The organism is Gordonibacter urolithinfaciens, assembly GCF_900199375.1.
Classification (GTDB): Bacteria; Actinomycetota; Coriobacteriia; order Coriobacteriales; family Eggerthellaceae; genus Gordonibacter; species Gordonibacter urolithinfaciens.
The window spans coordinates 629,143-643,916 of the sequence record NZ_LT900217.1; the positions used below are offsets into that span (position 1 = coordinate 629,143).

The 14,774-nt window shown below is 66.1% G+C and carries 9 protein-coding genes; 7 read left to right on the forward strand and 2 right to left on the reverse strand.

Going from position 1 to position 14,774, the window contains the following annotated elements:
• Positions 1-194 precede the first annotated feature (194 nt).
• Both nifJ and BN3560_RS02790 read right to left on the reverse strand, forming a co-directional pair.
• Positions 195-3,737 (reverse strand): pyruvate:ferredoxin (flavodoxin) oxidoreductase, encoded by a 3,543-nt coding sequence (gene nifJ / locus BN3560_RS02785; protein ID WP_096226949.1) that lies wholly within the window; start codon positions 3,735-3,737, stop codon positions 195-197.
• Between the two features lie 300 nt (positions 3,738-4,037).
• Positions 4,038-4,631, reverse strand: a complete 594-nt coding sequence (locus tag BN3560_RS02790) for a very short patch repair endonuclease (RefSeq protein ID WP_096226950.1) — start codon at positions 4,629-4,631, stop codon at positions 4,038-4,040.
• Between the two features lie 210 nt (positions 4,632-4,841).
• Here BN3560_RS02790 and BN3560_RS02795 point away from each other — a divergent pair, with 210 nt between their 5' ends.
• The 7 genes from BN3560_RS02795 to BN3560_RS02825 all read left to right on the forward strand — a co-directional run bounded on the left by BN3560_RS02795 (position 4,842) and on the right by BN3560_RS02825 (position 14,353).
• Positions 4,842-6,452: an ABC transporter substrate-binding protein gene (locus BN3560_RS02795; protein ID WP_096226951.1), complete on the forward strand. Its 1,611-nt coding sequence runs from the start codon at positions 4,842-4,844 to the stop codon at positions 6,450-6,452.
• 281 nt (positions 6,453-6,733) lie between these two features.
• The gene (locus BN3560_RS02800) at positions 6,734-7,690 is read left to right on the forward strand and encodes an ABC transporter permease (protein ID WP_087191865.1); all 957 of its coding nucleotides are present in this window, start codon (positions 6,734-6,736) and stop codon (positions 7,688-7,690) included.
• 1 nt (position 7,691) lies between these two features.
• A complete protein-coding gene (locus BN3560_RS02805) occupies positions 7,692-9,719 on the forward strand; it encodes a dipeptide/oligopeptide/nickel ABC transporter permease/ATP-binding protein (protein WP_096226952.1) in 2,028 nt (675 codons plus the stop codon).
• On the forward strand, positions 9,716-10,576 hold the full coding sequence (locus BN3560_RS02810; RefSeq protein ID WP_096226953.1) for an ABC transporter ATP-binding protein: 861 nt from the start codon (positions 9,716-9,718) through the stop codon (positions 10,574-10,576). The genes BN3560_RS02805 and BN3560_RS02810 overlap by 4 nt, the downstream gene beginning before the upstream one ends.
• A gap of 190 nt (positions 10,577-10,766) precedes the next feature.
• Positions 10,767-11,750, forward strand: coding sequence for a dihydrodipicolinate synthase family protein (locus BN3560_RS02815; RefSeq protein WP_087191867.1), 984 nt, complete (start codon positions 10,767-10,769; stop codon positions 11,748-11,750).
• Positions 11,751-11,760: 10 nt separating this feature from the next.
• The gene (locus BN3560_RS02820) at positions 11,761-12,975 is read left to right on the forward strand and encodes an AGE family epimerase/isomerase (protein WP_096226954.1); all 1,215 of its coding nucleotides are present in this window, start codon (positions 11,761-11,763) and stop codon (positions 12,973-12,975) included.
• A gap of 4 nt (positions 12,976-12,979) precedes the next feature.
• Positions 12,980-14,353: an ROK family protein gene (locus BN3560_RS02825; protein WP_087191869.1), complete on the forward strand. Its 1,374-nt coding sequence runs from the start codon at positions 12,980-12,982 to the stop codon at positions 14,351-14,353.
• Positions 14,354-14,774 lie beyond the last annotated feature (421 nt).

The window sequence follows — 14,774 nt, forward strand, 5'->3', positions numbered from 1 at the left end:
ATGTAGTGCGCATCTTCCCATCAGCCAGGCTCCATGGTAGGGGGCGGGGCGATCGAGCGTAAGCTATCAAACTTGCCAGCCCGCTACCCGGCCGCTCCAGCCGTCCCTTCCCTCCACGTCGCCTATCCGCCCCTTGACGCAGAAGAACCGCCTTGCGGCGGTTCTTCGGTGGGAATCTGTCCTGCTAAGCGGCCTTACGCCTGGGCGTAGAGGTCCTTCAGCTTCAGCAGGTGCTCGTAGCGGTCCAGGGCGGCCTGCTCGTTGCGCTCGAAGAGCTCGGTGGCGCGCTCGGGGAACTCGCGGGTCAGGCGGCTGTAGCGGGCCTCGTTCATGAGGAAGTCCTGATAGCCGCCCGCCGGCTCCTTGGAGTCGAGCGTGAACTTCTTGCCCTCGGGCGCGGCCGGGTTGAAGCGGAACAGGTTCCAATAGCCGCAGTCCACGGCCTTCTTCATCTCGTCCTGGCAGTTCGCCATGCCGCCCTTGATGGAGTGCATCTCGCACGGCGAGTAGCCGATGATGAGCGACGGTCCGGGATACGCCTCGGCCTCGGCGATGGCCTTGATGGTCTGGGCCGGCTTGGCGCCCATGGCAACCTGCGCCACGTACACGTAGCCGTAGCTCATCGCGATCTCGGTGAGGCTCTTCTTCTTGATGTCCTTGCCGGCCGCGGCGAACTGCGCCACCTGGCCGATGTTGGAGGCCTTGGAGGCCTGGCCGCCCGTGTTGGAGTACACCTCGGTGTCGAACACGAACACGTTCACGTCCTCGCCGGAAGCCAGCACGTGGTCGAGGCCGCCGTAGCCGATGTCGTAGGCCCAACCGTCGCCGCCGAAGATCCAGACGGACTTCTTGGCCAGGTAGTCCTTCTCCTCGAGGATGGCGGGCGCCACGGGGCAGCCGTCGGCAGCCGCGGCCTCAAGGGCCGGGATCAGGGCCTTGGCGGCCTTTGCGTTGGCGGCGCCGTCGGAGGCGGTGTCCTTATACGCCGCGATGAGCTCCTTGGTCGCATCAGGCGTCTTGTCGCTGGCTGCCATTTCCTCCAGCTTGCCCATCAGGCGGTTGCGTACCGCCTCGTGCCCGAGCAACATGCCGAGGCCGTGCTCGGCGTTGTCCTCGAACAGCGAGTTCGACCAAGCCGGGCCGCGCCCATCCTTGTTCACCGCGTAAGGAGACGTGGCAGCCGGGCCGCCCCAGATGGACGAGCAGCCGGTGGCGTTCGTGATGTACATGCGCTCGCCGAACAGCTGGGTGACGAGCTTGGCGTACGCCGTCTCGGCGCAGCCGGCGCAGGCGCCGGAGAACTCGAGCAGCGGCTGCTTGAACTGGCTGCCCTTGACGCTGGCGTCCTCCAGCTCGGGCTTGTCGGACACGTTGGCCACACAGTAGTCGAACACGTCCTGCTGGGCGAGCTCGTCTTCCTGCGGCACCATGGACAGCGAGTCGGACGGGCACACGTTCACGCACACGCCGCAGCCCATGCAGTCAAGCGGCGACACGGCCAGCGTGTACTGCAGGCCGGCAGCGGCTTTGCCCTTCGCCGGCACGAGGGTGGTCGCCGCCGGCGCCGCCGCAGCTTCCTCCTCGGTGAGGGCGAACGGGCGGATGGTGGCATGCGGGCAGACGAACGCGCACTGGTTGCACTGGATGCAGGTGGCGGCATCCCAAGCGGGAACGCTCACGGCCACGCCGCGCTTCTCGTACGCCGCAGCGCCCTGCTCGAACTGGCCGTCCACGTGCGGAACGAACGCGGACACGGGCAGGCGGTCGCCGTCCATGCGGCCCACCGGCTCCATGATCTCGCGGACCATCTTCACCACTTCGGCGCGGCCCTCGAGCGCGGGGGCCTCGCCCTCGTCGACAGCCTCGGCCCAGCTAGCCGGAACCTCCACCTGCACGAACGCGGTGGCACCCGCATCGATGGCGCGGTGGTTCATATCGACGACGTCCTGGCCCTTCTTCATATAGGACTTCGTGGCCGCATCCTTCATGTACCGGATGGCCTCGTCCTGCGGGATGACGTTCGCCAGCGTGAAGAACGCCGATTGCAGGATGGTGTTCGTGCGCTTGCCCATGCCGATCTCGCGGGCAAGGTCGATGGCGTTGATGGTGTAGAGCTTGATGCCGTTGTTGGCGATGTAGCGCTTGGCCTCGGCGTTCAGATGGTGCTCGAGCTCTTCCGGCGTCCACTGGCAGTTGATCATGAACGTGCCGCCCGGCTTCACGTCGTTCACCATGCGGAAGCCCTTGGTGACGTAGGACGGGTTGTGGCAGGCCACGAAGTCGGCCTTGTTCACATAATAGGTGCTGCGGATGGGAGAGTCGCCGAAGCGCAGGTGGCTGATGGTCACGCCGCCGGTCTTCTTCGAGTCGTACTGGAAGTAGGCCTGCACGTACTTGTCGGTGTGGTCGCCGATGATCTTGATGGAGTTCTTGTTCGCGCCCACGGTGCCGTCGCCGCCGAGGCCCCAGAACTTGCACTCCACCGTGCCCGCGGCCGCCGTGTTGGGGCTCGCCGGGTCCTCGGGAAGCGACAGGTTAGTCACGTCGTCCACGATGCCCACGGTGAACTCGCGCGCCGGGGCGTCCTTCTCCAGCTCCTTGTACACGGCGAACACCGAAGAGGGCGGGGTGTCCTTCGAGGCCAGGCCGTAGCGGCCGCCTACCACCGTGAGGTCGCCTCGGCCCTCGTGCGCCAGCGCGTTCACCACGTCCATGTACAGCGGCTCGCCGAGCGCGCCCGGCTCCTTCGTGCGATCCATGACGGCGATCTTCTTGCACGTGGCCGGCAGCGCCGCCACGAACTTCTCGCTCACGAACGGGCGGTACAAGCGCACCTTCACCAGGCCCACCTTCTCGCCGTGCGCGTTCAGGTAGTCGACGACCTCCTCGACCACGTCGCAGAACGAGCCCATGGCCACGATCACGCGGTCGGCGTCCGGGGCGCCGTAGTAGTTGAACAGCTCGTAGTTCGTGCCCAGCTTGGCGTTCACCTGGTGCATGTAGTCCTCGACCACGGCGGGCAGCGCATCGTAGATGCCGTTGCATGCCTCGCGGTGCTGGAAGAACACGTCGCCGTTCTCATGGCTGCCGCGCATGGCGGGGTGCTCGGGGTTGAGCGCATGCTCGCGGAAGGCGCGCACCGCGTCCATGTCGCACATCTCGGCCAGGTCGTCGTAGTTCCACACGGAGATCTTCTGCACCTCGTGGGAGGTGCGGAAGCCGTCGAAGAAGTTGATGAACGGCACGCGCCCCTTGATGGCGGCGAGGTGCGCCACGGCGGACAGGTCCATGACCTCCTGCACGTTCGTCTCGGCCAGCATGGCGAAGCCCGTCTGGCGGCAGGCCATGACGTCGGAGTGGTCGCCGAAGATGGAGAGCGCCTGAGTGGCCACGGTACGGGCGCTCACATGGAACACGCACGGCAGCTGCTCGGCGGCCATCTTGTACATGTTGGGGATCATGAGGAGCAAGCCCTGCGAGGCCGTGTAGGTGGTGGTGAGCGCGCCGGCGGCCAGCGACCCATGGACCGCGCCCGCGGCGCCGCCCTCGGACTGCATCTCGCACACCTTCACCTTCGTGCCGAAGATGTTCTTCTGGCCGGCGGCGGACCACTGGTCAACGAGGTCGGCCATCGGGCTCGACGGGGTGATGGGATAGATGCCCGCCACCTCGGTGAACGCGTAGGACACGTACGCCGCGGCGTTGTTGCCGTCCATGGATTTGAATTCTCTCGTCATGCTTTCCTCTCCTCTTAAGGGGATTTCGACCAGGGCCGAACCTCGCGCCTGGAGAACACACCTCGCCTATGATACCAGTAGGGGTTCGCCATCGAGCGCCGCAGGTGCAGTGGCTGGCACGGCACGGTCGCCCGCATCGGCAAGCGGTGGAAATTATGGCGAGGACGTGGAGAGACGCGGGGGACGGTGTGCAGGGGACGGCGCTTGGGCAACCCTGGGCTCGCATGAACGGCACGGCGGGCCGTCCGGCTCGTGCGGATCTCGCGCCGGCCTCCGCACGTTTCCCATGGGCAACCGAGATCAACCAGGGCGACCATCCGAGCCGGCAGCCAGCTCCTTCCCTAGCTCCTCGGCGAGCGCGGGCAGGAGCTTGGCCATCGTGGCGTCGATGGTTTTCTTCTTCAGCTGGCATTCCCAGACCACGTGCACCTTCCAGCCCAGGGCCTCCAGGGCGGTGCGGCTCTGCTCGTCGCGCTCCACGTTGCGCGCGAACTTCACTACCCAGTACTCCACGTTGCTCTTGGGCAGCGAGAGGTTGCAGTGCGGGCAACGGTGCCAGAAGCACCCGTTGACGAACAGGGCCACCTTCTTGCCCGGCCAGGCCACGTCGGGATGCCCCGGCACCTTCCACTGCAGGCGGTAGCCCGAAAGCCCCGCCGCGCGCAGGCGGGCCCGCACGACGAGCTCGGGCCTCGTGTCGGCGCGCTTGTTGCCCCGCATGGACTTGCGCACGTTCTCGTTCGTGGCGGGCGGGGCCGCCACGCGCACCGGGGCGGGCAGCGCGCGGCCGGCGAGCAGCTCCACGCGCGCCCGGAAGGGCCCAACGCCCGGCCCGGCCGCCTCGCAGCCCGCGGAACCTGCTCGCTCGCCCCGGTTCCCCACCCCGTTACCCATCTGTTTACTTACGCTCATGCGCCGCATGATAGCACGTGTTTTCCCAGTTCATATATTTTCTTCTTAGAATGATAATCCCAATATTGAGTTTACAAGTTCTTTATTTTCTCGGCGTTTTACACCATAATAGGCAAAGCTGTTGTGCGCGTGCGCAAGCACGTGCGTATGCTCGGGGCTAGGAAGGCCCCGTCACCGAATGGAGGGAAACCTATGGAACAGCCTTTGAAAGCACCTTTGACCCGCCGCACGTTCCTGGCGGGAGGCGCCGTCGCCGCGACGGCCGCCGGACTCGCGCTCGCCGGTTGCGGCGGCGGCGAGGCCCCCAAGGAAGAGCCCAAGCAGGACGCCGGCACCGACGCCCCTGCCGAGGGCGGCACCCTGACGGGCGCGTGCGCCTACACGTCCACGAACGTGAACCCCGTGGGCCTGAACGGCGGCTCCGCGCTCATGCTGGCCGCCACGTGGCACGTGTTCGAGGGCCTGTACGACCTCGACCTGCACACGTACAAGACCTACAACGCGCTCGCCGCCGGCGACCCCACGAAGGTCTCCGACACCGAGTACGAAGTGGCCCTGCGCGACGGCGCCAAGTTCTCCGACGGCACGGACGTGACCGTGGCCGACGTGGTGAACGCGCTCGAGGTCAACATGGCCGACGCCACCTGCGGCGCGTTCCTGTCGTTCATCGACTCGGTCGCCGAGAAGGACGACAAGACGGTCACCATCAAGCTGAAGTACCCCTTCGCGCTGTTGAAGGACCGTCTGACCGTGGCGAAGGTGTTCCCCGCCTCCCTCACCGAGGACCAGCTCAAGACCATGCCCATCGGCTCCGGCCCGTGGATGTACGAGAGCGTGAACGGCGACGACGGCGGCACCATCAAGTTCGTCCCCAACCCGAACTACGAGGGCCAGTACAAGCCCACGGCCGACGCCATGGAGTGGAACATCCTGCTGGACGGCACCGCCCGCACGACGGCGCTGCAGGAGGCCACGGTGCAGGTCATGGAGAACGTGCCCGACGCCAACGCCGACCAGCTCTCGGGCGCCGGCGCCACCGTCGAGTACGCCCAGGGCTTCAACCAGGCGTTCTTCATGTTCAACACGCTGAAGGCCCCGTTCGACGACTACCGCGTGCGCCAGGCGCTCTACTACGCCGTGGACGTGGAGAAGCTCATCTCCAACCAGCTCAACGGCCATGCCGCCCCGGTCACGGGCTTCCTGCCGGAAGAGCATGCCAACTACCACAAGGCCGCCACGGTCTACACGCACGACGTGGAGAAGGCCAAGAGCCTGCTCGCCGAGGCCGGCGTTGAGAACCTGGCCTTCACGCTCGTCGTGAACAACAACTGGGTGAAGGACCTCGCCCCGCAGATCAAGGAAGACCTCAAGGCCGCCGGCGTCGAGTGCACCATCGACGAGCAGAAGATCAACTGGAGCGAGTACGCCGCCTCCGACACGACGCTCGCCTACGACGTCATGCTCACCCCGGGCGACCCGACCTGCTTCGGCAACGACCCCGACCTGCTCATGAGCTGGTGGTACGGCGACAACATCTGGACGCAGGGCCGCACGTGCTGGAGCAAGGCCGCCGACGGCAAGTGGGCCGAGCTGCAGGAGCTCATGCAGCAGGCGCGCGAGGCGGATTCCTCCAAGCAGCAGGACCTGTGGAACCAGTGCTTCGACCTCCTGGCCGAGCAGGTGCCGCTGTATCCGCTGTTCCACCGTCAGATCGCCACGGGCTACCAGGAGAGCATGATCTCCGGCTTCAAGCCCATCGCCACGACGGGCCTCGTGTTCCTGGGCGCCAGCCCCAAGGCGTAAGGGAACTGCTGCTCGCGCACGATGCTTTTCTTAGGGCCTGCCCATTTGGTGCAGGCCCTTTTTTCGGGTGTGCGACCCACGCGGCAACAGGCCGCACATTGTCGGCCCCACCTGCGTCCCCTTTCTCACTTTGCTCCCTAATTTTCACAGAGAATCCCCAAAGACTCATATAGAATAGGGAAAGCTGCTCCACGAGGGGTCATGGTCACCATGCGCGCGAGAAGGGCAGCTGCCAACAAGTAACGGTAACCGATCAGAGCCAAGAGCGAAAGGAGGGTGCGGTGAGCAACCTGCTGCGTATGATCGGACGGCGCCTCATAGCGCTGCCGATCATGATATTCGGTGTCACCATCCTCGTATTCTTCGTCATGGCGCTCTCGCCTATCGACCAAGCGTATTCGGTCCTGGGAGAGAACGCGACCGAGGCGCAAGTCCAACAGTATCGCGAGGACCACGGGCTGAACGACCCGATCCTCGTGCAGTACGGCAACTACATGGTGGGCCTAGCCCAAGGCGACCTGGGTACCTACGGCGCGAACAACGCCTCCGTGGCCGAGCGCATCGGCCAGGCGCTGCCAGTCACACTCCAGCTGACGTTCTTCGGCCTCATCATCGGCGTGGTGGTGGCGGTGATCCTGGGCGTGGTCTCGGCGCTGTACCGTGACCGATGGCCCGACCAGATCATCCGCGTGTTCTCCATCGCGTGCATCGCCACCCCGTCGTTCTGGCTGGCGGTGCTCATGATCCTGCTGTTCTCGTCCATGCTGCACGTGCTGCCCGCCTCGGGCCCCCTGCCCTCCTTGTTCTCCGATCCCGGCGGATGGCTCGCGCGCATGGCGCTGCCGGCCATCGCGCTGGGCGTGCCGGTATCGGGCCAGCTCACGCGTGTCATTCGCACGTCAATGGTGGAGGAGCTCGACCGCGACTACGTGCGCACCGCGCTCGGCGCCGGCATCCCGAAGAGCGTCGTGGTGGCCCGCAACGTGCTGCGTAACGCGCTCATCACCCCGGTGACGGTGCTGGGCCTGCGCATCGGCTACCTCATCGGCGGCGCCGTGGTCATCGAGGTCATCTTCAACCTGCCCGGCATGGGCATGGCCATCCTCTCGGGCATCCAGTCCAGCTACACGATGCTCGTCCAGGGCGTCGTGCTGGTGGTGGCCATCACGTTCATCATCATCAACATCATCGTGGATATGCTCTATATCCTGATCGATCCGCGCATCAGGACGGTGTGACATGGTTAAGCTACGAGAAAACACTACCGCAAAGCTCGAGTCCAACCCCGGCAAGGTGCACTTCCGCCGCTGGAAGGCCATGTCCATCGGGTCGCGCATCTCGCTCATCGTGCTGGTCCTCATCGTCATGATCGCCGTGCTGGCCAACATCCTCGCGCCGCACGACCCGTACGCCATCTTCACCGCCCGCCAAGCGCCCGACGCGCAGTTCCTGTTCGGCACCGACGACAAGGGCCGCGACGTGCTGTCGCGCATGATGTACGGCGCGCGCTACTCGCTCATCATCGGCCTGGGCGCCACGGCGTTCGCGCTCATCTGCGGCTCCATCATCGGCGCTATCGCCGCCGTGTCACGCAAGTGGGTGTCGGAAGTCATCATGCGCGTCCTCGACGTGGTCATGTCCTTCCCCGGCATCGCCCTGGCCGCCACGTTCGTCATCGCGTTCGGCAGCTCGGTGCCCTCGCTCATCTTCGCCATCGGCTTCCTGTACATTCCGCAGATCGCGCGTATCGTGCGTGCCAACGTGGTGAGCGAGTACAACCAGGATTACGTGCGCGCCGTCGTCGTCTCCGGCGCACGGGCGCCGTGGATCCTCGTGAAGCACGTCATCCGCAACTGCATCGCCCCGGTCATGGTGTTCACCATCGTGCTGGTGGCCGACGCCATCGTGTTCGAGGCATCCCTGTCCTTCATCTCGGCCGGCATCCCTGAGCCCACGCCCACGTGGGGCAACATTTTGTCCGACGCGCGCGGCGGCGTGCTGGCGGGCCGCTGGTGGCAGGCGCTGTTCCCGGGCCTGGCCATCATGATCACGGTGCTCTGCCTGAACATCCTGTCCGAGGGCATCACCGACGCCATGGCCGCGGCCCCCAAGGCCCCGGTCAAGGCCGCCGACGACGCGCTCGCCGCGAACCGCGAGGCCGACAAGATGGTGGCCGACCCGACGCTGGCCTACGCCGCCCAGGCCGAGATGCTGGAGAAGCGCCTGGCCCAGCTGCAAGCCGTGGAGAAGACGCGCACCGACCGCTTCGAGGCGCGCACGGACGTGCCGCCCATCCTGGAGGTCAAGGACCTCTGCATCAAGTTCCCGCGCCATGGCGACGTGAACGTGGTAGACCATGTGAGCTTCGTGGTGCGCCCGCGCCAGACCATGGGCCTCGTGGGCGAGTCGGGCTGCGGCAAGTCCATCACCTCGCTCACCATCATGGGCCTTTTGGACCCGAAGGCCACCGTCACCGGCGAGGTGCTCTACGACGGGCAGAACCTGCTCGCCATGAGCCAACGTCAGATGAACGCGCTGCGCGGCCGCGAGATCGCCATGATCTACCAGGACGCGCTGTCGTCCTTGAACCCCTCCATGCTCATCAAGTCGCAGATGAAGCAGCTGACGAAGCGCGGCGGCACCCGCAGCGCCGAGGAGCTGCTGGAGCTGGTGGGCCTGGATCCGAAGCGCACGCTTGGCTCCTACCCCCACGAGCTCTCCGGCGGGCAGCGCCAGCGCGTGCTCATCGCCATGGCGCTGACGCGCGACCCGAAGCTCATCATTGCCGACGAGCCTACCACCGCCCTCGACGTGACGGTGCAGAAGCAGGTCATCGACCTGCTGAACAAGCTGCAGAAGGAGCTGGGCTTCGCGATGGTGTTCGTGAGCCACGACTTGGCCCTCGTGGCCGAGGTGGCCAACTCCATCACTGTCATGTACGCCGGCCAGGTGGTGGAGCAGGGCCCGGTCACGGACATACTGTGCCACCCCGTGCACGAGTACACGCGCGGCCTGCTGGGGTCGGTGCTGTCCATCGAGGCCGGCGGCGCCCGCCTGCACCAGGTGCCGGGCTCCGTGCCCTCGCCGAAGGACTTCCCCGAGGGCGACCGCTTCACGCCGCGCTCGAGCCATCCCGACAAGGTCTCGCAGCTGCGCCCCGTGCTCAAGCGCGTGGAGGGCACCGACCACTACTACGGCGAGCTGCCTGACAGCGAGCTGAAACGACTCGGTATCAAGCCCTATGTGCCAGGAGGTCCGCTGATATGAGCGATGAGAAACTGAACGGGACGTCCACCGCGCCTGCGGGCGCGGACGGCGAGCCCACCCCCATCATCTTCCTCGATGACATCCGCGTGACGTTCAAGACGCGCACCGGCTACATCCTGCACCCGAACAAGGTGCAGGCCGTGCGCGGGCTCACGCTCAAACTCATGCCGGGACAGACGCTGGGCATCGTGGGCGAATCGGGCTGCGGCAAGTCCACGACGGCCAACGTCATGTGCGGCTTGCAGCAGCCCACGTCGGGCAGGGTGTTCTTCAAGGGCAAGGACGTGACGAAGCGCACCGCCGCCGAGCGCCGCCTCATCGGCCGCGTGATCTCGGTGGTGTTCCAGGACCCGGCCACGGCCCTGAACGCCCGCATGAGCGTGCACGACCAGCTCATGGACCCGCTCGTGGTGCACAAGATCGGCGACAAGGCCTCGCGCGAGGCACGCGTGCAGGAACTCATCGAGATGGTGGGCCTGCCGGGATCGGTGCTCGACGCGCTACCGGGGCAGCTTTCCGGCGGCCAGCGGCAGCGCGTGGCCATCGCCCGCGCCCTGTCGCTCAAGCCCGACGCCATCATCGCCGACGAGCCCACGAGCGCGCTGGACGTGTCGGTGCGCGCACAGATCCTGAACCTGCTGATGGACCTGAAGCGCGACCTGGGCCTGTCGATGGTGTTCATCAGCCACGACATACAGACGGTGCGCTACATATCGGATCGCATCATCGTCATGAACGCCGGCGTGGCCGTGGAGAACGGCACGGCGGAGGAGGTGTTCTCGAACCCTAAGGACGAGTACACGAAGCTGCTTTTGGGCGCAGCGCCCTCGCTGCTGCATCCCGAACTGGGCAAGTAGGCCCGAATCCGGCGCATTCGGCGGATCGCGGCCCCCGGAGAGATCCGGGGGCCGCGTTGTATCGCTAGCCATGCACGCCGATCCGGGCGCTTTTCTTGTGGTCGCCCCTTACCGTGCGTTGACGGCGACCATCAGGGGAATTAAAGTTCTATCGTTTAGATTCGAACAACGGAAAAGAGGATTAGCTCCCATGACTGACTCACCGTTTCGCGGCGTGATCCCACCGGTCGTCATACCGCTGACCGAGAAGCGCCAACTCGACCTCGAGGCACTCGAGCGCTCCATCAACCGCATGATCGATGCCGGCGTGGACGGCCTGTTCTTCCTCGGCTCCTCGGGCGAGGTGGCCTTCCTCACCGATGCGCAGCGCTATCACGTGCTGCAGGAGGCCGTGGCCATGGTACATGGCCGCGTGCCGGTGCTGGCAGGCATCATCGACATGGAGACGTTGCGCGTGGTCGACCAGGCCAAGCGCGCGTCCGGCTACGGCGTGGACGCACTCGTGGCCACCGCCCCCTTCTACGCCCTCGGCGGCCCGAAAGAGGTGGAACGTCACTTCCGCGCCATCCGCGAACACACCGACCTGCCACTGTTCGCCTACGACCTGCCCGTGTGCGTGCACACGAAGCTCGACCCCACGATGCTCGTGCGCCTGGGCAAGGACGGCGTGCTGCAGGGCGTGAAGGACTCCTCGGGGGACGACGTGTCGTTCCGCTGGCTGCTGCTGGAGAACGAGGATGCGGGGCACCCGCTGCAGCTGCTCACCGGCCACGAGGTATGCGTGGACGGCGCATACCTCGCAGGTGCGGACGGCGCCGTGCCGGGACTCGCGAACCTCGACCCGGCGAGCTACGTGGAGCAGTGGCGCGCGGCGCAGGCCGGCGACTGGGAGCGCGTGCGCGACATCCAGAATCATCTGGCCCGCCTTATGTTCGTGACGCGCGAGGTGAAGGCCACCGTGGGCTTCGGCGCCGGCGTGGGCGCGTTCAAGACGGCGCTGTGGCAGATGGGCGTGTTCAATACGAACCAGATGCGCGAGCCCGTGTGCGCGCTCGAGGGCGAGGACGTGGAGCACATCGTGACCGTGCTCAAGCAGGCCGGCCTCATGGACGCCGACGCACCCACGCGCGAGTCCACCTGGAGCGCCTGCCCCGTCTTCGGCTGTTCGAAGTAAGGAGGGGCCTGTGACTGACGACACCCTTCAGAAGCTAACCGCCACGCGCGACTGGTGCCGCTCCGAGCTGGACGCCTGCGTGGACTTCTGGCTCGCGCACGGCATGGACCGCGAGAACGGCGGCGTGTACACCTGCCTCGACCGCACGGGCGAGGTGTACTCCACCGACAAGAGCGTGTGGATGCAGGGGCGCTGCGCCTGGACGTTCGCGCACCTGTGCCGCCTGTACGGCGAGCGCCCCGAATGGATGGAGGCCGCGAAGAGCTGCCTGGACTTCCTGGAGGAGCACTGCATCAACCGCGAGGCGGGCGGCCGCCTGTACTTCACGGTGACGGCCGAGGGCAAGCCCCTGCGCCAGAGGCGCTACTGCTTCTCGGAGGGCTTCTACGCCATCGCGAACGCCGAGTACTACGGGCTCACGGGCGAGGTTGAGCATCTGGAGCGCGCGCGCCGGGCGTACGAGATGATCCACAACCTGAACAACGGCCTGATCGAGGACCCGACAGGGCTCGGGCCCAAGACCATCGCGGAAACGCGCTCGGGCTACGCGCTGGGCGACCCGATGATCTTCCTGAACATCATCGGCATCATGCGACGCGTGGACCCGGCGAACGCGGAGGAGTACGACCGGCACGCGCGCGAGTGCACCGACCGCATCGTGAACTGGCACTACCGACCGGAGCTGGGATGCACGCTGGAGAGCGTGAACGCGCAGGGAGAGCCGGAGCTCGAGTACACGGCCGGACGCGTGGTGAACCCGGGCCACGACATAGAGTGCAGCTGGTTCATGATGGACGAGGCCAACTACCGCGGCGACAAGGAGCTGCACCGCACGGCCGAGCAGATCTTCCGTCTGGCCATCGAGGCCGGATGGGACGACGAGTACGACGGCCTGCTGTACTTCATCGACGCGCTGGGCAAGCCGACGGAAGCCTACGAGCACGACATGAAGCTGTGGTGGCCCCACAACGAGATCATGATCGCCGCGTCGAAGGCGTACCGCGACACCGGTGACGAGTACTACCTGGATTGGCTGCTGCGCACGGTGGACTACTGCAAGGAGCACTTCGCCGACCCCGAGTTCGGCGAATGGTACGGCTACCTGCGCCGCGACGGTCTGCCCACCATGCCCCCCACGAAGGGCTCCACGTTCAAGGGCCCCTTCCACGTGCCCCGCGCCCTGTCCATGACCGAACGAGTGCTGACCGAGCTGATAGGAGACTGACGACATGAACTACCTGGGTATCGATTACGACGTCAAGAACATGCCCGTCCTGGACGAGGGCTTCATCCCCTTCGGCGTGTGGATGAAGGCGTACCTCGAGGGCGCCACCCAGCCCATCGCCGTGGCCGTTGAGCGCGAGGACGGCTTGATCTCGGTGCGCGAGAGCTTCATCCGCGGCGGCGAGTTCGCCGAGGCCGACTTCCGCTACGTGGAGCGCCTGGTGAAGTTCGAGCTGTGGAGCATCGGCGGCTTCCGGGTGTACCTGCGCGGCTGCGATGACATCGCGGCGAAGCTGGCCGAGGCGTACTCGCCGGAGGGCGCACGTTCGTTCGACTACGGCTTCGTGGGCGACGTGTACGAGAAGCCGCTCGAGGTCGTGGCGTGCACGGAGGCCGACTTCCCCGCCGCCAACGAGGCCGCCAAGAAGATCGGCGGCCACCTGAAGGGCTGCCGCATCGGCTTCGACGCCGGCGGGTCGGACCGCAAGGTGTCGGCCGTCATCGACGGCGAGTCGGTGTACTCCGAGGAGGTCGTTTGGTTCCCGAAGGTCACCGAGGATCCGGAGTACCACTTCAACGAGATCGTGACCGCGTTCAAGACCGCCGCCTCCAAGATGCCGCGCGTGGACGCCATCGGCGTGTCGTCGGCCGGCACGTTCGTGGGCAACAGCCCCATGGTGGCCTCCCTGTTCATCAAGGTGCCGCGCGATCGCCGCGAAGAGGTGAAGAGCATCTACGACCGCGCCGGCTTGGAGATCGGCGACGTGCCGCTGGTGGTGGCCAACGACGGCGACGTGACCGCGCTCGCGGGCTTCATGAGCACGGGCAAGGGCGACATCCTCGGCATCGCCATGGGCACGAGCGAGGCCGTGGGCTACGTGAACGACGAGGGCAACGTGCTCGGTTGGATCAACGAGCTGGCGTTCGCGCCGGTGGACCTGTCGCCCGAGGCCATGCAGGACGAGTGGTCCGGCGACTTCGGCGTAGGCTGCAAGTACTTCAGCCAGGACGCCGTCATCAAGCTGGCGCCGGCCGCAGGTATCGAGCTGGACCCGGAGCTCTCCCCCGCCGAGAAGCTCAAGGTGGTGCAGGGCCTGGCCAACGAGGGCCACGAGGGCGCGCTCGACATCTTCCGCTCCATCGGCGTGTACCTGGCGCACACGCTCGTGCTGTACAGCTCGTTCTACGAGATCAAGACGCTCCTGGTGCTGGGCCGCGTGGCCTCCGGCGTGGGCGGCGACCTCGTGATCAGCGAGTGCAACCGCGTGTTGGCCGAGGAATACCCCGAGCTCGACGCGCAGATCAACGTGACGCTGCCCGACGAGATGATGCGCCGCGTGGGCCAGTCCGTGGCCGCCGCCTCGCTGCCGGAGGCGTAAAACGGCGCAAGGGGCATTCCCCCTTCATCGTTTAGACGAGGCCCGCGCCGCATGGCGCGGGCTTTTTTCCGGCCTCTTCCGATCTCGTTCAAGGGCCTTGACGCCGAAAGAGCCGGTTGCTGCCAAAAACGGGGCGGTTTGGCAATCGTAGCGCGCCGCATGAGACAGATTCTGCGATAGAACAGCAGTCCGGGACGGTGTTTTCCCAGGTAGCGTTCTGTGATGATAATCCGAGCGAATAACCATGGATTGCCAAACCGACTTGTTTTTGACACTGAGGGCCCGTTTCGGCGTCAGCAATGCCAGCCTTCGTAACGCTTCAGGCGGCCGCTGCCCCGATGCCCGCCCCGCATGCAGGCATCGGGGCAATCCCCCACTTAGGCAAAGCGCCCTCCGCGATCGCTCGCAGCGGGGCGCTTCT

Bases quoted from the DNA above. Each gene is read 5' to 3' on its own strand.
- nifJ (WP_096226949.1), bottom strand. From the start codon at position 3,737: ATGACGAGAGAATTCAAATCCATGGACGGCAACAACGCCGCGGCGTAC.
- BN3560_RS02790 (WP_096226950.1), bottom strand. From the start codon at position 4,631: ATGGGTAACGGGGTGGGGAACCGGGGCGAGCGAGCAGGTTCCGCGGGC.
- BN3560_RS02795 (WP_096226951.1), top strand. From the start codon at position 4,842: ATGGAACAGCCTTTGAAAGCACCTTTGACCCGCCGCACGTTCCTGGCG.
- BN3560_RS02805 (WP_096226952.1), top strand. From the start codon at position 7,692: ATGGTTAAGCTACGAGAAAACACTACCGCAAAGCTCGAGTCCAACCCC.
- BN3560_RS02810 (WP_096226953.1), top strand. From the start codon at position 9,716: ATGAGCGATGAGAAACTGAACGGGACGTCCACCGCGCCTGCGGGCGCG.
- BN3560_RS02815 (WP_087191867.1), top strand. From the start codon at position 10,767: ATGACTGACTCACCGTTTCGCGGCGTGATCCCACCGGTCGTCATACCG.
- BN3560_RS02825 (WP_087191869.1), top strand. From the start codon at position 12,980: ATGAACTACCTGGGTATCGATTACGACGTCAAGAACATGCCCGTCCTG.